The 21,659-nt window shown below is 72.2% G+C and carries 16 protein-coding genes; 8 read left to right on the top strand and 8 right to left on the bottom strand.

Going from position 1 to position 21,659, the window contains the following annotated elements:
- Nucleotides 1-6: 6 nt before the first annotated feature.
- Nucleotides 7-693: a transcriptional repressor LexA gene (gene lexA, locus H1W00_RS13085; protein ID WP_206680025.1), complete on the bottom strand. Its 687-nt coding sequence runs from the start codon at nucleotides 691-693 to the stop codon at nucleotides 7-9.
- A gap of 82 nt (nucleotides 694-775) precedes the next feature.
- On the opposite strand from lexA, the gene H1W00_RS13080 reads away from it, so the two are divergent.
- Entirely contained in the window at nucleotides 776-1,084 is a 309-nt protein-coding gene (locus H1W00_RS13080; RefSeq protein WP_181756090.1) for a hypothetical protein, read from the top strand.
- Between the two features lie 7 nt (nucleotides 1,085-1,091).
- Here the strand turns inward: H1W00_RS13080 and H1W00_RS13075 are convergent, their stop codons facing one another.
- Nucleotides 1,092-1,562 carry a hemerythrin domain-containing protein gene (locus H1W00_RS13075; protein WP_181756089.1) on the bottom strand — a complete coding sequence of 157 codons (471 nt, stop codon included), beginning with the start codon at nucleotides 1,560-1,562 and terminating at the stop codon, nucleotides 1,092-1,094.
- Nucleotides 1,563-1,684: 122 nt separating this feature from the next.
- Nucleotides 1,685-2,611, bottom strand: a complete 927-nt coding sequence (locus tag H1W00_RS13070; protein WP_181756088.1) for a YihY/virulence factor BrkB family protein — start codon at nucleotides 2,609-2,611, stop codon at nucleotides 1,685-1,687.
- Nucleotides 2,612-2,784: 173 nt separating this feature from the next.
- On the opposite strand from H1W00_RS13070, the gene H1W00_RS13065 reads away from it, so the two are divergent.
- Both H1W00_RS13065 and H1W00_RS13060 read left to right on the top strand, forming a co-directional pair.
- Nucleotides 2,785-3,186, top strand: coding sequence for a LysM peptidoglycan-binding domain-containing protein (locus H1W00_RS13065; RefSeq protein ID WP_181756087.1), 402 nt, complete (start codon nucleotides 2,785-2,787; stop codon nucleotides 3,184-3,186).
- Between the two features lie 184 nt (nucleotides 3,187-3,370).
- Nucleotides 3,371-3,859, top strand: a complete 489-nt coding sequence (locus tag H1W00_RS13060) for a hypothetical protein (RefSeq protein WP_181756086.1) — start codon at nucleotides 3,371-3,373, stop codon at nucleotides 3,857-3,859.
- 62 nt (nucleotides 3,860-3,921) lie between these two features.
- Here the strand turns inward: H1W00_RS13060 and H1W00_RS13055 are convergent, their stop codons facing one another.
- Together H1W00_RS13055 and H1W00_RS13050 are read right to left on the bottom strand one after the other, a co-directional pair.
- On the bottom strand, nucleotides 3,922-4,428 hold the full coding sequence (locus H1W00_RS13055; RefSeq protein ID WP_181756085.1) for a Dps family protein: 507 nt from the start codon (nucleotides 4,426-4,428) through the stop codon (nucleotides 3,922-3,924).
- Between the two features lie 54 nt (nucleotides 4,429-4,482).
- The gene (locus tag H1W00_RS13050; protein WP_181756084.1) at nucleotides 4,483-5,586 is read right to left on the bottom strand and encodes an RNA polymerase sigma factor; all 1,104 of its coding nucleotides are present in this window, start codon (nucleotides 5,584-5,586) and stop codon (nucleotides 4,483-4,485) included.
- 396 nt (nucleotides 5,587-5,982) lie between these two features.
- Here H1W00_RS13050 and nrdR point away from each other — a divergent pair, with 396 nt between their 5' ends.
- The 5 genes from nrdR to H1W00_RS13025 all read left to right on the top strand — a co-directional run bounded on the left by nrdR (nucleotide 5,983) and on the right by H1W00_RS13025 (nucleotide 13,230).
- On the top strand, nucleotides 5,983-6,498 hold the full coding sequence (gene nrdR / locus H1W00_RS13045) for a transcriptional regulator NrdR (protein ID WP_181756083.1): 516 nt from the start codon (nucleotides 5,983-5,985) through the stop codon (nucleotides 6,496-6,498).
- 84 nt (nucleotides 6,499-6,582) lie between these two features.
- Complete coding sequence (locus H1W00_RS13040; RefSeq protein ID WP_181756082.1) at nucleotides 6,583-9,501, top strand: vitamin B12-dependent ribonucleotide reductase; 2,919 nt, start codon at nucleotides 6,583-6,585, stop codon at nucleotides 9,499-9,501.
- 194 nt (nucleotides 9,502-9,695) lie between these two features.
- Nucleotides 9,696-10,871, top strand: a complete 1,176-nt coding sequence (locus H1W00_RS13035) for an NAD(P)/FAD-dependent oxidoreductase (RefSeq protein ID WP_181756081.1) — start codon at nucleotides 9,696-9,698, stop codon at nucleotides 10,869-10,871.
- A 161-nt stretch (nucleotides 10,872-11,032) separates the two neighbouring features.
- Nucleotides 11,033-11,659: a TetR family transcriptional regulator gene (locus H1W00_RS13030; protein WP_181756080.1), complete on the top strand. Its 627-nt coding sequence runs from the start codon at nucleotides 11,033-11,035 to the stop codon at nucleotides 11,657-11,659.
- Nucleotides 11,656-13,230, top strand: a complete 1,575-nt coding sequence (locus H1W00_RS13025) for an MDR family MFS transporter (RefSeq protein ID WP_181756079.1) — start codon at nucleotides 11,656-11,658, stop codon at nucleotides 13,228-13,230. The genes H1W00_RS13030 and H1W00_RS13025 overlap by 4 nt, the downstream gene beginning before the upstream one ends.
- Before the next feature lies 1 nt (nucleotide 13,231).
- Here the strand turns inward: H1W00_RS13025 and recD are convergent, their stop codons facing one another.
- Genes recD through recC form a run of 3 tightly spaced genes read right to left on the bottom strand, consistent with a single transcriptional unit; the run spans nucleotide 13,232 to nucleotide 21,536 of the window.
- On the bottom strand, nucleotides 13,232-14,923 hold the full coding sequence (gene recD / locus H1W00_RS13020; protein ID WP_181756078.1) for an exodeoxyribonuclease V subunit alpha: 1,692 nt from the start codon (nucleotides 14,921-14,923) through the stop codon (nucleotides 13,232-13,234).
- Nucleotides 14,920-18,249, bottom strand: a complete 3,330-nt coding sequence (locus H1W00_RS13015; RefSeq protein ID WP_338072902.1) for a UvrD-helicase domain-containing protein — start codon at nucleotides 18,247-18,249, stop codon at nucleotides 14,920-14,922. The genes recD and H1W00_RS13015 overlap by 4 nt, the downstream gene beginning before the upstream one ends.
- Nucleotides 18,246-21,536: an exodeoxyribonuclease V subunit gamma gene (gene recC, locus H1W00_RS13010; protein ID WP_181756077.1), complete on the bottom strand. Its 3,291-nt coding sequence runs from the start codon at nucleotides 21,534-21,536 to the stop codon at nucleotides 18,246-18,248. Before recC ends, H1W00_RS13015 begins: the two co-directional genes overlap by 4 nt.
- Nucleotides 21,537-21,659: the final 123 nt, after the last annotated feature.

Here is a 21,659-nt window from a genome sequence, read left to right as displayed (position 1 = left end):
CTCCGGTCAGACCCGGCGCAGGACCGCGGTGACCTTGCCGATGATCTGGGCGTCGGTGCCGTCGATCGGGTCGTAGGAGGCGTTCTGCGGCAGCAGCCAGACCTCGCCGTTCTTGCGGCTGAGGGTCTTCACGGTGGCCTCGCCGTCGATCATGGCGGCCACGATCTCGCCGTTCTCGGCGACCTGCTGCTGGCGGATCACGACGTAGTCGCCGTCGCAGATCGCGGCCTCGACCATCGAGTCGCCCTTGACCTCGAGCAGGAAGAGGGTGCCGTCGCCGACGAGCGAGCGGGGCAGCGGCATGACCTCCTCGACGCGCTCCTCGGCCAGGATCGGGCCACCGGCCGCGATGCGTCCGACCATCGGCACGTAGGCCGGCTGGGGGACCGCGTCGCCGCTGCCGGTCTCGTCGACCTCGGCCGGACGCGGGCGCATCGCGGGCTTGGAGTCGGGGAGGTAGATCTCGAGCGCGCGCGGCCGGTTGGGATCGCGACGGATGAAGCCCTTGCGCTCGAGCATGCGGAGCTGGTGCGAGACGGAGGACGTGCTGGCGAGATCGCACGCGGCGCCGACCTCGCGCATGCTCGGCGGGTAGCCGTGGGACTCGATGTGGTCCTTCAGGAACACCAGGATGCGCCGTTGACGCTTGGTCAGCCCGGTCAGGTCGACCGGCTCGTCCAGGTTCTCGCTCATGCCCCGACCGTAGTCCCGGCGGAGCCGCGGATCAAACACGTGTTCGACTCGGCGTGTCCGCCCGTGGCCTAGGGTGTGGGACGTGAGCTATGTGGTGGTGGGAACGCGCGAGGGCGACCGGTGGACGGTCGACGTGTCCGGGGTGGGCACGTCCACCGTCGATGATCTGGCGCAGGTCGAGGCCTGCGCCCGCGAGGTGCTGCGCGAGCACGGCGTCGCCGACCACGCCACCGTCGACCTGCAGCTGCTGCTGCCGGACTTCGAGGTCGACCTGCGTCAGCACGGGGTGCCGGACCACGGCCTCGGGCCGGTCGAGCTGGTCAGCGGTGCGATCGCGCTCGTGGTGGTGGTCGGCGCGATCGCCTTCCTGCTCGGCCGACTCCTCGGCTGAGCGGGGCTCACAGCGGCCCGAGGGCGCGGTGGGGGTCGGCGTCGAGCTCCAGCGTCTCCAGGACCGAGAGGAGCCGGCGCTCCTCGAAACGGAAGTGGCTCTCCATGACCGCGGCGATGCCCTCGAGGTGCCGGCCGAGCTCGGCAGCCGAGGCGGAGCGGTCCACCGCGTCCCGCAGGCCGGTGACGAGGTACTCGATCATCGAATGGTCTTGGCGCAACAGGCGCAGGGTGTCGGCCAGGTCGGGGTGCGCGGCCGCGATCGCGGGGAACAGCTCGTGGTCCTCGCCCCGGTGGTGGCCCGAGAGGGCCGTGCAGAAGCCGTGGCAGAACAGCAGCAGGTCGCGCGTCGCGGGGGCGGCGGCCTCGCCCGCGGCGACGGCGGCACGCGTCACTGTCAACGCCTCGCGCAGCCGCGCGTGGACGCGGCGCAGCTCCCGGCTCCAGGCGATCAGCCTGGTCTTCTCGCCCTCAGTCACGCGAGGGCGAAGGCAACGACGAGGTCATCGTCGACTCCTTCGGATCCCACGCCTCCATGCCTGGCACGGACTGCCACCGACACGCGACGCTGTTGCCACGGTACCAAGCCTCGGCGCTGAGGTCAGTGGCGCAGCTTCTCGTCCAGCTCCTCGGTGAACCGGTCGAGGCCCGCGGCGACCTCCGCGTCCTGCGACCGCTGGCGCGCCAGGTGCTCGTCCTCGCTGAGGGTCTCGCGGGTGACGATGTGCTCGCGGGCGGCCTCGACGCAGGCGCCGAGCAAGATGGCGTACATGCCGATCCAGAGCCACAGCAGCAGCACCACGACACCCGCCAGCGCTCCGTAGGTCTTCGAGTAGTTGCCGAACAGGTCGACGTAGAGCGAGAAGCCCAGGGAGACCAGCAGCCACAGGGCGGCCGCGATCAGCACGCCCCGGTTGACGATGCCGCTCGTCGACGGCCGGTCGGGCGCGACGCGGTAGAGCACGCCGATCGCGATGGTGATGCCGCCCGCGAGCACGACCCATCGGAGGGCGTTGGCGAGCAGGCGGACCCCCGGCACGACGTCCACCACGTCGAGGACCGCGGGCACCACCGCGACGAGGGAGATGGCGACCAGCCCGAACACGACCCCGGCGGCGGTCAGCCCCAGGGCGAGGGCCTTGCGCGCGATGAAGGACCGGGTGTCCTGTAGTCCGTACAGCTGGTTGATCGCGGTGACGAGGTTGCCGATGCCGCCCGATGCCGCGTACACGGCCAGCACGATCGCGATCACGGCGCCGAGCCCGAGTGAGCTCGACGGCGCCGAGGTGAGCTGCTCGATCTGCCCGTTGATCAAGGAGGCGGCGTCCGCGGGCAGGGCGTCGGAGATCCGCGCGGTCTGGTCGGCGACGGTCGCGGGGTCGGCCACCAGGCCGTAGATCGACACGGCGGCGATCAGCGCGGGGAACAGGGAGAGGAACAGGTAGAAGGCCACGCCCGCGGCCAGCAGGGGAGCCTGGCGGGAGGAGGCTTGGCGCCAGGCGGTGAGGAAGGTGCGGACGATCGACATGCCCCGACGCTAACGGCGCGGAGCGCGCGCCGCACGACACGCCGTTCGAACAAGTTTTCGACGGTGCTCGATTTTGTCGGAGGTCGGTCGTACAGTCGTTCATGTGTTCGATAGAACACGTGATCGAATCGAACACCGCACGACACGACTGCCGAACTTCCCCGGAGGCCATCATGAGCATCACCCTCGACCACACCGCGTTCGCTCCGCTCGACCTGGCGCGCCGTCCCGTCGTCACCCGCACGACGTACGCCTCCGCCACGGCCGCGCCGTCGGCGCCCGTGCGCCTCACCGGCCGGGGCCGCGTCGCCATCGTCGCGGTGGCGCTCGCGATCATCACGACGCTGGTGATCGTCTTCGGGTCGGCCGTCGTGGCCACGGGATCGGCCTCCGACCCGGGCATCGTCACCACCGTCACGGTGCAGCCGGGCCAGACCCTGTGGAGCATCGCCGCCGAGGCGCGTCCGAACGCGGACATCCGCGCCACGGTCGACGAGATCGTCAAGCTAAACGCCCTCGAGGACGGCGCGCCGCTGCCCATCGGCTCCACGCTGGCGGTTCCCGTCCAGGACTGAGCTCCCGCTCCACCGCGCCCGCACACGGCGCCCATCGATGCCTCGGGGAAGGGGCCGGTGGGCGCCGTGTGCGTCTTCTCGCGGTGGTCCCGCGTGTTCGACACGCGTTCATCGCCGAGTCGGCCCGATCCGGACCGCGGCGGCGTAGCGTGAGTCGTGACACCGACGTCGAGGAGGTTCGCCCATGGCCATCGTCGCCCATGGTCACCAGATCCACGTGATGACCAGGTTCCGTGGTCAGGTGCTCAGCCGTGCCGGCCTGCTGCTGGCAGCCAGTGCCGTCACGTGGCTGGTGCCGGTCCGTGACGGCGCCCACGGCGTCGACACCCCGTCGGTCTGGCTGGGCAGTGCCCTGACCGAGATCTCACCGTGGATCGCCGCAGGCCTACTGGTGGCCCTGGTGGTCGCGGGATACGTCTGGCAGCGGGTGCGCCCCGCCGATATGGGCGCCCTGGCGTGGGTCGTGGCCGGGGGAGTCCTGGGCTTTGCGTCCCTGGCCCTCGTCCTGCTGAGCGGTCTGGGGGAGGGCCCGGTCTACTGGTGGCTCGCGGTGGCGGTCGTCGTCACGTCGATGGCGCTGCAGGTCCTGGCCGCGCTCGCGGGGCACGGGGTCGCGGTCCTGCAGGATCGTCGGGCGCAGGGCCGCCAGGCCCATCCCCACACTCTGGTCTGAGCCGGACAGACGTCTGCCCCGGTCGTGGACCGGGGCAGACGTGCGTTTTCGGGGTGGTGCGGTCAGCTCTTGAGATCGCCGCCGGCGCTCTCGAGGTGCGCGCGCACGAACCAGTGGAACAGCTCGAGCGTGCTGATCTGCCCGATGACCATGTCCTCGGTGACCGGGTCGAGGTCCGCGACGGCGGCCTGCGCCTTGCGGTGGTCGTCGATCAGGCCGATGTACACCTGGTCGAGGGCCTTGAGGTGCTCGGTGGTGGTGGCCCGGCCGAGGGGGTAGTCGTCCCACGACCGGCCCTCGACGATCGCGGCGGGCGTGCCCAGGGGCACCGCGCCGAGAGTGGCGATGCGCTCCGCGGTCTCGTCGACCATGTCGCGGACCTCCACGACGTGCGGGTCGATCATCTCGTGCACGGCGATGAAGTGGGGACCCACGACGTTCCAGTGCACATGCTTCAGGGTCAGCATCAGGTCGTTGAGTGCGTTCAACCGGTCCTGCAGCGTCTTCGCGATGCTCTCGCCATCGGCGATGCTGAGACCGGGAACCGTGTACTTGGGTTTGGTGGCCATGCCTCCACCGTAGGGCGCTCGCCACCGCTCGCAACCGCAGCGGATGTGACCTGCCTAGCGCTCCAGCTCGCCGCGCAGCCGCTGGTGCTCGGTGGCGCTGCGCACCCGCGCGACGGCCGCGCTCCAGGCGCGGTCGGCCTCCTCGGTGCGGTCGAGCCGGCGCAGCAGCTCGGCCCGCGTGGCGTGGAAGAGGTGGTTGTCCAAGCCCAGTCGCTCGACGCTCTCCAGGGCCGTCTCGGGGCCGTGCACCTCCGCGACCGCGCACGCCCGGCCCAGCGCCACGGCGTCGGACGGGGAGACCTGCATGAGCCGGTCGTGCAGGGCCAGCAGGCGGTTCCAGTCGGTGTCCCTCGCCTCGTGAGCCGTGACGTGGGCGGCCTGGATCGACGCACGGATCTGATAGGGGCCCGTGCGGCCGTCGCGCTGGCTGCCGCGGAGCAGGAAGAGGCCCTCCTGGATCTCGTCCTGGCGCCACAGGCTGCGGTCCTGGCGCGAGAGCGCCCGGAGGCTGCCGTCGTCGTCCAGACGGGCGTCGCGGCGCGCTCGGGTGAGCAGCATGAGGGCCAGCAGCGCCTTCGGCTCCTGCTCGTCGGGGAACAGCTGGACCACCGCGCGGGCGGTCTCGAGGGCCTCGCGCGGCAGGTCCACGGAGTAGTTCGGGTGGACGATGCCGTCGTCGAAGATCAGCAGCAGCACGTCGAGCACCCGGCCGAGGTGGCTCTCCGCCTCGCGCTCGGGGATGGCGGCACCGAGAGCCCCGCGGGCGCGGTTCTCGGCCCAGGCGATCCGCTGCGCCATGGTGTCGTCAGGAACCGAGAACGCGCCGGCCGTGTCGGGGACGGGCAGGCCGGCGGCGGTCGTGAGCATGAGCGCGATCCGGGCGGCCTCGGGCAGTGCGGGGTGGCAGCAGGCGGCCAAGGTGGTCAGGACGTGGTCGCCGTCCTCAGGCTCGGCCTCGTGAGCAGGGGAGAGGCCCGCGATCCGCGCGGTCGACCCGAGCAGGTCGTGGGCGGCATCCGGGTCCGCGAGCGCCTGGTCGACCGCGACCCGCGCGGCGCCGAGGTCGCGCAGGTGAACGGCGACGGAGGCGAGGGCGCTCAGGCGCGCCGATCGCAGCTCGGGCGGGAGGGGCAGGACCATGGTGATCTGGGACGTCATCGAGGAGCCGGTCGGAGCAGGTGGTCGTGGGACATCGTGGCTCCCTTCGGTCCGGCGCTGCCCCGATGGGGCCTGGCTGTTGGGGGTGACCCCTCGATGTTCGCCGACACGCCCGGAATCCGCGACTCGAGATCCCCAGACCCCGCCCTGACCTGCGCAAACGTCCCTCCATCGTGGGCCGATCTCGTTTCTGTCGGACTTCTTTGCGAAGTTGTTGCTTGGCGTCGATGCGCCGCGTACAGTAACCACTACATCTAGTAGTTACACGGATGTGATTCTCCACATATAGGTCCACAGGCTTCGCCCTGTTGCCCACAGCCTGTGCGGAGATGTCCACAGTTCGTCCCCAGGTTCATCCACGGGGACCCGATTTTCGGCCCACGCGAGGAGGAAACGATGCACTGCCCGTTCTGCCGCAACACCGACACCCGCGTGCTCGACTCACGCGTGGCCGACGAGGGCGGCTCCATCCGCCGGCGCCGCGCCTGCTCGCAGTGCGAGAAGCGCTTCACCACGATCGAGCAGATGCAGCTCATGGTCGTGAAGCGCTCCGGGGCCACCGAGCCGTTCGTCCGCGAGAAGGCGATCGCGGGCGTCGCCAAGGCCTGCAAGGGCCGTCCGGTCTCCACCGACGACCTGGCCTGCCTCGGCCAGCAGGTCGAGGACGCCCTGCGCGCCTCGGGCCAGGCCGAGATCAACACCCAGGACATCGGGATGGCGATCCTGGAGCCGCTGCGCGACCTCGACGAGGTCGCGTACCTGCGCTTCGCCTCGGTCTACAAGTCCTTCGACTCCGCCGACGACTTCGTCGCCGAGATCGCCGGTCTGATCGCCGACCACGCCGACATCGAGCGAGTGCTCGACGCGTCGACCCGGCCGTCGTCCCACCAGTCATCCGACCACGGGTCCTGACCCGCCCCGGTCCGTTCGACGCCCCACTCTCTCCACAACACAGCCACACCAACCTCACGCAGCACACCAGGACAGGAGCACCACATGACCGAGACGGTCGGCGGGAACTCGGGACCCGCCCCTCGCACCAGCCGCAAGTCCTCCAAGGCAGGCCTCAAGATCGAGCGCGTCCACACGACCGAGGGCGTGCACCCGTACGACGCGGTCACGTGGGAGCGGCGCGACGTCGTCCAGACCAACTGGAAGACCGGCGAGACCGTCTTCGAGCAGCGCGGCGTGGAGTTCCCCGACTTCTGGAGCCTCAACGCCTCCACGATCGTCACCACGAAGTACTTCCGCGGCGCCGTCGGCAGCCCCGAGCGTGAGCAGAGCCTGCGCCAGCTGCTCGACCGCGTCGTGCTGACCTACGTGAAGGCCGGCAAGGACTTCGGCTACTTCGCCAGCGACGTCGACGCCGAGATCTTCGAGCACGAGCTGACGTACATGCTCCTGCACCAGGTCTTCAGCTTCAACAGCCCGGTGTGGTTCAACGTGGGCACGTCCAGCCCGCAGCAGGTGAGCGCGTGCTTCATCCTGGCCGTCGACGACTCGATGGACTCGATCCTGAACTGGTACCGCGAGGAGGGCCTGATCTTCAAGGGCGGCTCCGGTGCCGGCCTGAACCTGTCGCGCATCCGCTCCAGCAAGGAGCTGCTCCGCTCCTCCGGTGGCACGGCCTCGGGCCCGGTGTCCTTCATGCGTGGCGCCGACGCCTCCGCCGGCACGATCAAGTCCGGTGGCGCCACCCGTCGCGCCGCGAAGATGGTCGTGCTCGACGTCGACCACCCCGACATCGTCGAGTTCGTCGAGACCAAGGAGCGCGAGGAGGAGAAGATCCGCGTGCTGCGTGACGCGGGCTTCGACATGGACCTGGGCGGCTCGGACATCACCAGCGTCCAGTACCAGAACGCCAACAACTCGGTGCGCGTGAACGACGAGTTCATGGAGGCCGTCGAGGAGGGCACCGGCTTCGGCCTGCGCGCCCGCACCAGCGGCGAGGTCATCGAGGAGATCGACGCCCGTGAGCTGTGGGGCAAGATGGCCCAGGCCGCGTGGGCCTGCGCCGACCCGGGCATTCAGTACGACTCGACCATCAACGACTGGCACACCACGCCGGAGTCGGGCCGCATCACCGCCTCGAACCCGTGCAGCGAGTACATGCACCTGGACAACTCCAGCTGCAACCTGGCCAGCCTGAACCTGCTGAAGTTCCTCACCATCGAGGGAACCTTCGACACGCAGAAGTTCGTCAAGAGCGTCGAGTTCATCATCACCGCGATGGACATCTCGATCTGCTTCGCCGACTTCCCGACCGAGGCGATCGGCGACACGACCCGCAAGTTCCGCCAGCTCGGCATCGGCTACGCCAACCTCGGCGCCCTGCTGATGGCCTCGGGCCTGGCGTACGACTCCGACGGCGGCCGCGCGCTCGCCGGCTCGATCACCTCGCTGATGACCGGCACGTCCTACCGCCGCAGCGCGGAGCTGGCCGGTGTGGTCGGCGCCTACGAGGGCTACGCGGCCAACGTCGACGGTCACCAGCGCGTCATGCGCAAGCACCAGGCGGCCAACGACGAGATCCGCACCAAGCACGCGATGGACATCGCCGTGCAGAAGGAGGCCACCAAGCAGTGGGCGGCCAACCTGAAGATCGGTGAGAAGAACGGCTGGCGCAACTCGCAGGCCTCGGTCCTGGCGCCCACCGGCACCATCGGCTTCATGATGGACTGCGACACCACCGGCATCGAGCCCGACTTCTCGCTGGTCAAGTTCAAGAAGCTCGTCGGCGGCGGCTCGATGCAGGTCGTCAACCAGACGGTCCCGGCCGCGCTGGAGAAGCTGGGCTACACCGGCGAGACGATCGAGGCGATCGTGGAGTTCATCGCCCAGCACGGTCACGTCATCGACGCGCCGGGCCTGCGCCCCGAGCACTACGAGGTCTTCGACTGCGCCGTCGGCGAGCGGGCCATCAAGCCGATGGGCCACGTGCGGATGATGGCGGCCTGCCAGCCGTTCCTGTCCGGCGCCATCAGCAAGACGGTCAACATGCCCGAGACGGCCACGGTCGAGGAGATCGCCGACGTCTACTTCCAGGGCTGGAAGCTCGGCCTGAAGGCGCTTGCGGTCTACCGCGACAACTGCAAGGTCGGCCAGCCGCTGTCCAGCCAGAAGTCGCAGGACGACAAGACGTCGGCCGAGGCGCCCCAGGCCGAGGTCAAGGTCGTCGAGAAGATCGTCGAGAAGCCGATCCGTCGCCGCCTGCCGAAGTCGCGTGCGTCGATCACCACGAGCTTCAGCGTCGGCGGTGCCGAGGGCTACATGACCTCCGGTGCCCACGACGACGGCACGCTGGGCGAGATCTTCCTCAAGCTCGGCAAGCAGGGCTCGACCCTGGCCGGCGTGATGGACGCGTTCAGCATCGCGGTGTCGATCGGCCTGCAGTACGGCGTGCCGCTCGAGACGTTCGTGAGCAAGTTCACGAACCTCAAGTTCGAGCCCGCCGGCCTGACCGACGACCCGGACGTCCGCATGGCGCAGTCGATCATGGACTACGTCTTCCGCCGCCTGGCGCTGGACTACATCGACTTCGACACCCGTTCGGCGATGTCGATCTTCTCGGTCGACGAGCGTCAGCGCTACCTGGACACCGGCTCGTACGAGCCGGCCAAGGGTGACGGCTCCACGGCCGCCGAGCTGGTCACCGACGAGCCCGCGGGTGCGTCGCCCCAGCAGGCCGCCGAGCTGAAGGCCGAGGCGCAGATCGCCGACGCCGACGCGGTGGCGGTCCAGATCGAGACGGCACGTCCGGCCACCGGCCAGGCGCACACCTCGGCCGAGCTGCTGGAGGAGATCACGGGTGCGGCGGTCGACAGCCCGCTGTGCATGACCTGCGGCACGAAGATGCGGCCGGCCGGCTCCTGCCACGTCTGCGAGGGTTGCGGCAGCACCAGCGGCTGCAGCTGATCGTCCACGAACCGCGGCGCGGTCGTCCCTGGGGAAGGGGACGGCCGCGCCGCTTCGTGCGTCCGGGGTTGCATCCGCGCAGGACCAGCGGCAAGCCGCTTCGTGCGTCCGGGGTTGCATCCGCGCAGGACCAGCGGCAAGCCGCTTCGTGCGTCCGGGGTTGCATCCGCGCAGGACCAGCGGACGATGGGGCCATGGAGCGACTCGTGATCGTCGGAGCAGGACTGGCAGCCGCCAAAGCGGTCGAGCGACTGCGGGAGGAGGGCTACGAGGGATCGGTGACCGTCGTCGGGGCGGAGGACCGTGCGCCGTACGAGCGGCCGCCGTTGTCGAAGGACCTCCTGCTGGGCAAGGACACCGACCCGACGGTGCTGGACGAGGAGTGGTGGGGGGAGAACGACGTTCGCCTGCTGACCGGGGCGCGAGCGGCCGAGCTCGACCGCGAGACCGGGCGGGTCCGCCTGGAGTCGGGGGAGTGGCTCGACTACGACCTGGTCGTGCTGGCCACGGGCGCGGAGCCGCGCGTCCCCGACCTGCCGGGCGCCGATCGGGCGCTGTACCTGCGCACCCTCGAGGACAAGGACCGGGTGCTGGAGGCGATCGGCTCCGGCGGCCACCTCGTGATCGTCGGTGCGGGCTGGATCGGCCTCGAGGTCGCCGCGGCCGCGCGGAGCCACGACGTCCGGGTCACCGTGCTCGAGCGCGACGACCTGCCGCTGCAGAAGGTGCTCGGCGACGAGCTGGCCACCCATGTGGCGGAGCTGCACCGCTCGCACGGCGTCGACCTGCGGACCGGCGTCTCGGTCGAGGAGGTGCTCGTCGGCGCCGACGGACCGGTCGGCGTGCGCACGTCGGACGAGACGATCGACGCCGATCACGTGCTCGTGGCGATCGGCGCGGTGCCGTCGGTGGCGCTGGCCGAGGACTCCGGGCTCGAGGTGGACGACGGGATCGTCGTGGACGAGCGGTTCCAGACCCAGGACGAACGGGTGCTGGCGATCGGCGACGCCGCCAGCGCGTGGAACGTCACCCTGGAGGACCGGCTGCGCGTCGAGCACTGGGACAACGCCATCCGGCAGGGGCGGGCCGTCGCCGACGTGCTGCTGGGTCGCGACACCGTGCACGACTGGCTCCCGTACTTCTACACCGACCAGTTCGAGTTCTCGATGGAGTACGTCGGGCGCCCGGGACCGAAGGATGCGGTGGAGATCCGCGGCGACCTCGCGGCCAACGAGTTCATCGCCTACTGGCTCGACGACGAGTCCCGCGTGACCGCGGGCATGAACGTGGGGATCTGGGACGTCAGCGACACGCTGCGCCAGATGGTGGGCACGACGGTGGACCGCTCCGAGCTCGGCGACCTGCGCTGAGCCGCCGTGGGCCCCGGGCTGCACAGGGCCCGGGGCCCGTCTCGGCGGCGGGGGCGTGCACGAGACTCCTCGACCGTAAGTGACCGAAAGCACAGACGCAACCCTGAGTTACAGCAGGATTGCAGTGGTGCAACGGATGCACAACTGCATAGAATGCAGTTGTGCAATCTTTAGTCGTCAGCCCGCTCGTGGCCGAACGCCAGCGCCAGACCTGGACGGCGATCCACCACGCTGCCGCGTCGGCCGCCCTGGAGTCGGGCCCCGACGCCGTCACCGTCGCGCAGATCGCCGCCGAGGCCGGGATCTCGCCGCGGACGTTCTTCAACTACTTCGAGTCCAAGGAGGACGCCATCATCGGCGTCCGTCCGCCGTCGGTCAGCGAGGAGACACTCGCCGCCTTCCGTGAGAACGCGGGCATGACCCCGGTCCTGCGCGTGAGTCACCTCGTCGCGGACGTCGCCGCCAGCACGATCGGCCCCGGCGTCGACCTGGTGCAGCGCCGCCGACTGGCCGCCGCGACCCCCCGCCTGCGCACCCGGCTCACCCAGGTGTTCACCGACAGCCGCAAGCACGTCGCGGCGCGCCTCGTCGAGGACGTGGACACGCCGTGGCTCGGCATCGAGAGGCTGCCGACCGACCTGCATGAGTCCCGCGCCCTGATCCTGCTGGCCGGAGCCGTCGTCACGCTCGCGTGGACGACCGACCCCGACCACTTCAACACGCACCGCGCCGCCGCCCTCGAGACGGCCATCGCCACCTTCCGAAAGGTCACCTCCACCACGCTATGAGCACCACCACAGTCACCGATCCCCACCAGAAGCGGACCGTTCGTCTCGTCTTCGCCGCGCTCATGCTCGTGATGCTGCTGGCATCGCTGAGCCAGACGGTCCTGTCGACTGCCCTGCCGACCATCGTCGGCTCCCTCGACGGTGCCGACCACATCGCCTGGGTCATGACGGCCTACCTGCTGGGCATGACGGTCACGATGCCGATCTACGGCCGCCTCGGCGACCGGCTCGGCCGCAAGCCGATGCTCCTGCTCGCGATCGTGCTGTTCACCATCGGCTCCCTCGTCGGCGCGCTGGCCCAGGACATGACCGTCCTGATCGCCGGGCGCGCGGTGCAGGGCCTCGGCGGCGGCGGCCTGATGGTGCTGTCGCAGGCCGCCATCGCCGACGTCGTGCCCGCCCGCGAGCGCGGCAAGTACATGGGCATCCTCGGAGCCGTGTTCGGCCTGTCGTCGGTCGCCGGCCCGCTGCTCGGCGGCTGGTTCACCGAGGGCCCCGGATGGCGCTGGACCTTCTGGATCAACGTGCCGCTCGGCGTGCTGGCGTTCGCCGCCGTCGTGATGCTCCTGCACATCCCCGCCGTCGAGCAGGCGCGCACCCGCGTCGATCGCCTGGGCATGGCGCTGCTGGCGATCGCCACGAGCGCGCTGATCCTCGCCGCGACCTGGGGCGGTCACCAGTACGACTGGAACAGCCCGCAGATCATCGGCCTGGCCGTGACCACGGTCGTCGCCGCCATCGCGTTCGTGCTCGTGGAGCGCCGCGCCGAGGAGCCGGTCATGCCGCTGGCGCTCTTCCGCGATCGCAACTTCAACCTCACCACCGTCGGCGTGATCATCCTGGGCGTCGCGATGTTCGGCTCGCTGTCCTACCTGCCGACCTACCTGCAGATGTCGGTCGGCGTCGACGCCACCCACGCCGGTCTCATGATGATCCCGATGATGGGCGGCATGCTCGTCACGTCGATCACGGTCGGGCAGGCCGTGAGCCGGACCGGCCGCTACCGCTGGTACCCGATCGCGGGCGCGCTCGTCACGGGCCTGGGCCTGTTCCTGCTCTCGACGATCGACATCGGCGACTCCCGCTGGGTGATCGAGGGCTCGCTGCTCGTGCTCGGCATCGGCATCGGCCTGGGCATGCAGGTCCTCACGCTGATCGTGCAGAACTCGTTCTCGCACCGCATCGTCGGCACGGCGACCGCCGCGAACAACTTCTTCCGCCAGGTCGGCGGCACCCTGGGTGCCGCGGCCGTCGGCTCGATCTTCACGTCGCGCCTGACGGAGTCGCTCAGCACGAAGCTGCCGGCGGCCGGCGGCGGGTCCTCGTCGCTGACGCCCGACTCGGTGGCCCAGCTCCCGCAGGAGATCCACGACATCGTGGTGGGCGCCTACAACGAAGCGCTCATGCCGATCTTCCTGTGGCTCGCGCCGCTGACCCTCGTGTCGGCCGCGGTGCTGTGGTTCGTGCACGAGAAGCCGCTGCGTCACACGATCGAGGCGGCCAAGAAGGACGAGTCGTTCGGCGAGCAGACGCTCGACGCCGCCGAGGCGATGACCGGCGCCGAGCGCTGACTCAGCGCACCGCCGAACGGGCGGCGAGTCGCTCCGCGATCCCACTGGATCGGGCGACTCGCCGCCCGATCGCCGTCCGAATGTCCTCGGGCGTGCCGATGACGGTCACACCGGCGACGGCCCGCGTGATGGCGGTGTAGAGCAGCTCGCGCGTCATGGCGCGCGACTCGGCTCCCGGCAGCAGCACCGTGACGTGGTCGAACTCGCTGCCCTGGCTGCGGTGGATCGTCATCGCGTAGCCGGTCTGCACGTCGGGCAGGCGCGAGGTGGCCAGCTCGCGCACGGGATCGCCGTCGAGCGCCACCTGCACGTGCTCGTCGCGGGCCACGACCACGCCGGCGTCGCCGTTGAACACCGCGAGCGGGGCGTCGTTGCGGGTGACCAGCACCGGACGGCCCGGGTACCACTCGTCGTAGCCCACGTCGGGCCGCAGCCAGGCGGTGACGTGGTCGTTCCAGGTGGTGGCCCCGTGCGGACCGTCGCGGTGCGCGCACAGCAGGCGGTGGCGGGCCAGCCGGGCGAGGGCCGTGCTCTCGTCGCCTGCCCGTCCCGCCGCGACGAGGTCGCGGGCCAGGGGCAGCAGGGTGGACTCGAGCTCGGCGTGGGCGCGAGCGGGGTCGACGAGGCGGATCGACGGCTCCCCGGCGGTCAGGAGGTCGACGGCCGTGTCGGCGTCGCCGTCGCGGACCGCGGCGGCCAGCCGGCCGATGCCCGCACCGAAGCGGTGGCTGCGGGTGAGCCGGACGACGTGGTCGGAGGACCAGCCGGCGACCACGTCGTGCAGCACCGCACCGGCCTCGACCGAGGCGAGCTGGTCGGCATCACCGACCAGGATGAGGCGGGTGTCCGGGCGCAGGGCCTCCAGCAGCCGGGCCACGTGCTCCAGGGACGCCATCGAGGTCTCGTCGACCACCACCACGTCGTGGGGCAGCCGCCGCGTGCGGTCGTGCCGGAACCGCGTGTGGTTGTCGTGGCGCCAGCCGAGGAGGCGGTGCATCGTGGACGACCGGAGGCCGGTGAGCCACGTGCGCTCGTCGTCGGTGAGGGCGAGGCGCGCGGCGGTGGCGACCACCGCCTCACGCATGCGTGCGGCCGCCTTGCCGGTGGGCGCCGTGAGCGCCACGCGCAGCGGTCGCCCCAGCGTGGCGAGCGACTGGGCCTGCAGGATGGCCAGCACGCCGGCGACCGTGGTGGTCTTGCCGGTGCCCGGCCCGCCGGTGAGCACGATCGTCCCCACGCGGGCCGCCCGCTCGGCGGCCGCCCGCTGGTCGAGGTGCTCGTCGCCCGGGAAGAGCCGGTCGAGATCGGCGGTGAGCCGCTGCTCGTCGAGTGCCGGGGGCGTCGTGGTCGCGCGGGCCGCGAGGTCGTCGCACAGGGCGACCTCGAGCTCGCGGTAGCGGTCGAGGTAGAGCAGGTCGTGCTCGGCGACGAGCACGCGGCTGAGCCGGCTCGTGCCGACGGCCTCGATCCACGCGTCGGCGTCGGGCCAGGCGAGGCCGGGTACCTCGGGGTCCTGGCGCGGGTCGAAGCAGGTGGAGCCGTGGCGGACGGCCCGCAGCGCGAACGCGAGGGCGAGCAGCGGCAGCGGACCGGACTCGCCGGTGATCCGCCCGAGGCGTGCGGTCATCAGCGCGTCGCCCGTGGTGAGGACCTCGGCGGCGACGAATTCGTCGATCGTGGCGTGCGGGGTCATCGTGCGGCCTCCGGGCGGGTTCCGTCGAGCAGGTCGGACAGCGCGATGACCAGCGCGGTGGGCGGCTGCCACGAGAACACCCCGTACGGGACGCCCTCGTGCCGCGGGGCGTCGGGCCCGACCATGCCGCGCACGTAGAGGTAGAGGACGCCGCCGAGGTGCTCCTCGGGTGCGTAGCCGCGCACGCGCCACCGCAGGAACCGGTGCAGCACGACGGCGTACAGCAGGGCCTGCAGCGGGTAGGTGCCCGAGTTCATCGCCGCGGCGAGGGCGTCGGGCCGGTACCCGCCGATCGTGAGCGGTGCGTCGGGAGCGCCGAGCCAGTTCGTCTTGTGGTCCACCACGAGGAAGCGGCCCGACGGCAGTCGCAGGGCCAGGTCGATGGAGCCGGTGAGGTAGCCGCGCAGCGACTGCTCGGCCAGCGCCGGCGAGCGCAGGCGTTCGGCGAACGGCCGGATCGGGTCACCGGCCGGAAGGTGCTGCTCGAGCAGGTCGGCCAGGTCGGCGAGGCGACCCATCGTGGCGCTGGGCTGGTCGCCGCCGCCCATCGGGATCTCGAAGTCGAGCTCCTTGAACTGCCGCTCGGCCAGCACGGTGGCCAGGTCGAGGTCGTCGGCCAGCGGGCCCAGCGGCGTGGTGAGGACGGCCTCGAACGCGGCCACGGCGGAGTCGACGTCGACCTCGACGGGCCACAACGCGAGCTGCTCGCGGATCCGGAGCTCGAGCTCGGCACGCCGGTCGGGTGCCGCGACGTCGACCTCCTCCAGCACGGCGTGCACGAGACTGCCGAACGTGGCGCCCTTCGGCAGGTCGGCCATCGGCGACAGCCGCTCGTCGCGTCCGACCTCCGCGACGACGAGGGTCTCGGACTCGTCGGTGGTGCCCTCGGTCTCGGGCTCGCTGCCGACGTGCGGCGTGGACTCCTGTTCCGCGCGGATGAGCCCGGAGTAGGAGGTGCGTCGCCACGCCAGGTCGAGGTCGCGGTCGAACGTGCGCACGCCGAGGTCGGCGGTCTCGCCGGGCGCCGGGGGCACCGGACTCGTGCGCTCGGCGACGCGCTCGAGCACGGGGCCACCCCGCTCGCTCCAGCCGCGCAGCACCGACCAGGCCGTGGGGTCGTCGGGCGTCGTGACCTCGTCGGGGACCTCCGGACGAGCGGAGTCGGGCCGGAAGAGGAGGCGGTGCAGGCCGGAGTTTCGGGCGTCGCGGGTGGGCGCCCACCACGCCACGAGCTGGGACTTCGCGCGGGTCATCGCCACGTAGGCCAGTCGCAGCACCTCGCCCGCGTCCTCGGCCTGGGCGGCACGCGAGTGGGCGGCGAAGTCGGCGTGACCCGGCCCGCCGACGTCGAGGAAGCGGCTGCCGGAGGCGTCGTGGAAGCGCGGGCGCTCGTCGCGATCGGGGCGCCACCGGTTGAACAGGAACGGCAGGTGGACGATCGGGAACTCCAGGCCCTTGCTGGCGTGGATCGTGAGCACCTGGACGGCCTTGGCGTCGCTGTCGAGGCGGCGGGTGAGCTCGGGCGACTCGCCGGCCTCGGTGCGCCGGCGGCGCAACCACTGGACGAGACCCGACAGGCCGAGCCGCTCGCGCAGCGCCACCTCGTGGAGCAGGTGGGCCACGTGGCGCAGGTCGGTCATCCGGCGGTAGCCGTCCGGCCGGGCCAGGATGCGCGCGGCGAAGACCTCGTCGGTGAGGGACTCCACCACCGCCGCCACGCCGCGCGTGCCCAGCAGGTCGGCCAGGTCGCGCACGCGCGTGGCGATGGCGTCGGTGAGCCGGTCGCCGCCGGCCACGAGGCTGGTGGCGTCGTGCCCGAGCAGGTCGGTGAGGGCGGCCGCGCGGACGAGGCCGGACCGCTGCGGGGACTCCATCGCCTCGAGGAGCGTGAGCCAGTCGTCGGCGGCCTGGCTGACCAGGACGTTGCTGCCACCGCCGAGGACCGCGGGGATGCCGTGCCGGGCGAACGTGCGCCGGACGAGGTCGGCCTCGACGCCCGTGGCGACCAGGACCGCGATGTCGCCGGCGGCCACCGGCCTGACCTCGGAGCCCGTGTCGTAGGTGGCGCCGGACGCCAGCGCCTCGGCGACGTCGACCGCGAGGTCCTCGACGATCCGCTGCCGCGCGAGGGCGACCGGGAGGTCCTGGGAGTCCTCGAAGTCCTCGCGGTCGACGACGCGCAGGCGGAAGGCATCGGGGTGGGGCAGGCCCGCCAGGCGGCTGCCGTCGTGCCGGGCCCGCACGGGACGGACGGCGATGTCGGGGTGCCCCAGCTGGGCCCCCGCGAAGGTGGCGCCGAGCGCGTCGACCAGCGGCGCGTCGCTGCGCCAGTTGACCGGCAGGGTGCGGCGCTCGGTGGCGGTGGCGGCCGCGCGCAGGTAGGTCTGGACGTCGCCGCCGCGGAAGGCGTAGATGGCCTGCTTCGGGTCGCCGATCAGCACGAGCGTGGCCACGCCGCTGAAGGCCCGGTCGAGCACGTTCCACTGGACCGGGTCGGTGTCCTGGAACTCGTCTACCAGGACGACGCGCCAGCGGTTCCGCATGAGCGTGCGGGCGGGGGAGTCGGGGTCCTCCAGGACGCTCTCGAGCCGCCGCAGCAGGTCGTCGTAGTCGAGCAGGCCGAGCTCGCGCTTGCGCTGGTCGAGGCGGCGGCGCACGGCGTGGGCGAACCGCACCCGGACCCCGGCCGGCGAGTCGGGGTCGGCCTCGGCGGGCACGAGCGCGGCGTGGGGATCGGCGACGACCGCGTGGGCCAGCGTCCGGGCCTGGCCGTGCGAGAGCGCGGGACCGTCCTCGTTCGCGTACTTGGCCACGTAGAGGTCGTCGACGATCTGGTCGACCAGCTCGGTGAGGTCGTCGGTCAGCTCGGCGGACCCGTCGGAGTCGCCGGCGGTGCCGAGGCTGCGCAGCACGGTCTGGCAGAACTGGTGGGTGGTGGCGATGGTGGCGCCGTCGAAGTCGGCCAGCGCCGCGCGCAGCCGGGCGCGTCGGGCCACGAGCTCGGTCTCGGGCACGCCGACCAGGAGACGCAGGAGCGGGTCGTCGCCGGATCGATGGGCGGCCGGGTCGCCGAGGGCGGCCTCGGCCGAGACGAGCTGGTCGCGTACCCGCTCGCGCATCTCGCGGCTGGCGGCGCGGCCGAAGGTGATCACGAGCAGCTCGGGCAGGGTGACGACGCCCTCGGCGACGTAGCGCGCCACGAGCGCGCCGATCGTCCAGGTCTTGCCTGTGCCGGCGCTGGCCTCGAGCAGCGTGGTGCCCTGCGGCAGCGGGTCGGTGATGTCGAAGGCGCTCAGCTCTGGCGCCGTCAGGGGCAGGTCGCTCACAGCTGTGCCTCCTGCTGGTGGTCGAGCGCGCCGTCCCAGAGCCGGGCGGCCAGCGTGGTGAACCCGCCGGCGACGAGGGCCTCGAACGGGGCCTTGGGTCCCCAGACGCGCACGACCTCCTCGGCGTCGCGGTCGGCGGGCGGTCCGAACGCCTTGGCCTCGCGCTGCCACTCTCGGGCGGCGATGCGAGCCGCGGCCTGGGGGCCTCGCGCCCGCTGCTGGAACGCGAACAGGCGGGCGAGCTCCACGGGCAGCGGCAGCGGACGCTGCAGGCCGTCGTCGCGCAGGTCGACGAGGTCGGCGAGCAGGCCGAGGGCCTCGTCGCGGCTGGCGGGGGAGCGCGTGACGACCTGGGCGGTGCCGCGCCCGACCTTGCCGGCGAGGTGGGCGACCCAGGGGACCTCGGGTCGCTGGAGGCCCAGCGCCAGCAGCCGCACCCAGTCGCGCAGCCGGTGGCGGCCGTGGACGGTGGAGTAGGAGACGGTGACGAGACGGTCCTCGTGCACGCCCTCGACCGTGCCGGTGAGGCGGCGGCCGTCGGGCAGGGCGACGTCGATGTCGACGGACTCCGCATCGCCCGCGCGCAGCGCCGTGGTGCCGCCCACCAGCGTGGCGACGCGCGTGCCGACATCGTTGCCGACGGCCTCGCCGAGGCGGCCGGGCGGCATCATCCCGGCGCGCCAGACCGCCGACCACGCGTCGGCGGGCGCCACGCCGCGGACCGCGTCGTCGAGGAGGCGCTGCCCGATCCGCCAGCGCTCGAGCCCGTCGAGCGTGATCGGCAGGTCCTCGTCGAGGAGCTGCTCCTCGCCGCGCAGGAGGACGTCGAGCCGCTGGCGCCAGAACCCGCGCACCGGGTTCTGCACGAAGGCGATGAGGTCGGCCAGCGCGAGGTCGTCGCGCGGCGGGGCCGGCAGCGGATCGGGCAGGAAGGGCGCGGGCTCCAGCCGCGGCCGCAGGCTGGCGCGGGCCCCGGCCAGGGCGGCGGGATCGAAGCTGAAGGGCCGTGGATCGCCGGTGACCGCACCCGGACGCAGGTTGCGCGGGTCGAACGGCTGCAGCGGGTGATGGGTGACCACGTCGACGTCGCCGGCGGTGCGGCGGACCTGGTCGAGCAGCTCGCCGAGCGGGACGGCCGGCGGGCGCGCCTGGCCGCGGTGCTCGTCGGCGCCGGTGTAGGTGACGACGAGCGTCTCGGTGGCCGACATCACCGCGTCGAGCAGGAGCTGGCGGTCCTCGGCGCGCGCGTCGCGCTCGCCGGTGAGCGGCCGGCGGGCCAGTGCGTCGTCGCCGTCGACGTGGGTGGCACGCGGGAAGGTGCCGTCGTCGAGGCCGACGAGGCACACCACCCGGTGCGGCACCGAGCGCATCGGCACCATCGTGCAGACCGTGAGGCTGCCCGTGCGGAAGTTCGCCCGCGAGGGGCGCCCCGCCCAGCGCTCGCGCACCATCGTGAGGACCTCCCCGGGGCGCAGGACCGTGGTGTCGTCGTCGAGGCGCTCGAGCTCGCGGTCGACCTGCTGGCGCTGCCAGGCGTCGCGCAACGGGACGTCGGCGAGGTCGGTGAGCATGGCGTCGATCCGCGCGGACCACTGCGCCATCGTGGCGCTCCCGGCGAACGCGTCGACGGCGCGCTCGAGTCCGTCGAGGAACGTGACGAGGCGGCCGGCCAGGTCGACGTCGCCGCTGGGCACGTCGTCGAGCGGCAGCACCTCGGCGACGAGGCGGGCCGGGTCCTCGGTGGCGGCCACCCCGGCGACGAGGCGGTCGAGGCCCGTGCGCCACGTGTTCTGCTCGACCCGCAGGCCGAACCGCTGGCGGTGGGGTCCGTCGAAGCCCCAGCGGACCCCGCTGGACTCGACCCACCCGGCGATGCGCTCGATGGCGTCGTCGTCGAGGTCGAAGCGGTGCCGGACCGGCTCGGCGCCGAGCAGGTCGAGCACCTCGGCGTTGGTGGCGCGCCCGCGCCGGGCCAGCTCGAGCACCGCGACCGTGAGGCCGAGGAGGGAATTGGTGCGCGACGCGGCGCGGTCGGCGAGCATGACCCGGAGCCGGTGCCCGGGGTGGTGGGGCGTGTCGCCGAGGATCTCGGCCTGGCCGAACGCCGCGTGGAACAACGGCGCGTACGACTCGATGTCGGGGACCATCACGAGCACGTCGCGCGGCTCGAGCGAGGGATCGTCCTGGAGCAGCCCCACGACGACGTCGCGGAGCACGTCGACCTGGCGCGCGCGACCGTGGCAGGCGTGCACCTGGACGCTGCGGTCGCCGGGTGCGGGAGCGGGGCCGGCCGAGCCGGGTCGGTCCGCCGCCACGTCGGCCTGGATGCGGCCCAGCAGTGTGCCCGGCCGCTCCACGGTCAGGGCGGGGTGCACGGTGGCCCCCGGTGCCACCGCTGCCAGGGACCGCTGGAGCTCACGGACGTCGCGGCCGAGGGCGGCCAGCAGCGGGTTGTGCAGCAGCTGGGCCGTGTCGTCGGCCTCGCGCGGGACGATGCCGGCGGCGTCGGTGAGGCGGTCCCACGCGGCGGGGGAGGGATGTGGCAGCCACAGGTGTACGTCGCGGTGCTCGGCCAGCGCCGCCAGCACCTGCAGCTCGCCCAGGGGGAGCGGGTTGTGGCCGAAGAGGTTCACCCGGGGGGGCAGGTCGCCCGCGCCCGCCGAGCCGGCCAGCGCGGCGATCGTGGCACCGATGCGCTCGTCGGGCGAGGGCGCCTGGAGCCGGGCCCGCACGCGGCGCCACACCTCGGCCTGCCAGCGCACGTCGTCCGGCAGGGGCGCGCCGGTGCCGTCCTCGTCGCGCCCGGCCGACCAGGCCTCGGTCATCGCTGGACGCTGGCGCGCGTAGGCGTGCAGGCGCGCGGCGAGCGAGCGGGCGACCCCCAACCGGCGATCGCGGCGCAGCTCACGCTCGAGCCCGGCCCGACCCTGGCCGAGGTGCCGCGCGACCGCGGCGAGCCACGGCTCGTCGAGGCCCGCCTCGATCACCTCGAGCACCCGCCACACCAGCGCGTCGGGCCGCCACGGGTCCTGCTCGTCCTCGCCCACGAGCTCGGCGACGATCGAGTGCGGCCGCGCGAACCGTACGCCCGCGGTGACCCCGTCGCCGCCACCGGGTGACGCGCCCAGCCGGTGGCTCAGGCGCTGGGACAGCCACCGCTCGGTGCCGAGCGCCGCGACCACGACGAGCTCGGTGGCGAACGGATCGTCCGTGGGCTCGGCCAGCAGGGTGGCCAGTCCGTCGGCCAGCACGTCGGTGCGCTCGGCGCGGTGCAGGTGGAAGCTCATGTCGGGCTCAGTCTGCCGTGTCGGTCCGACACCGTGGGCGACCGTGCGGGATTCCCCCGTGAGCACGGGAGACTTCGACCGCTCGCACCAAAGATCGCGAAACCGCGTCATGGGGTGCCGCGA

It is taken from the genome of Aeromicrobium phoceense, assembly GCF_013868155.1.
Taxonomy (GTDB): Bacteria; Actinomycetota; Actinomycetes; order Propionibacteriales; family Nocardioidaceae; genus Aeromicrobium; species Aeromicrobium phoceense.
This window is presented reverse-complemented; position numbering and strand designations above follow the sequence as displayed.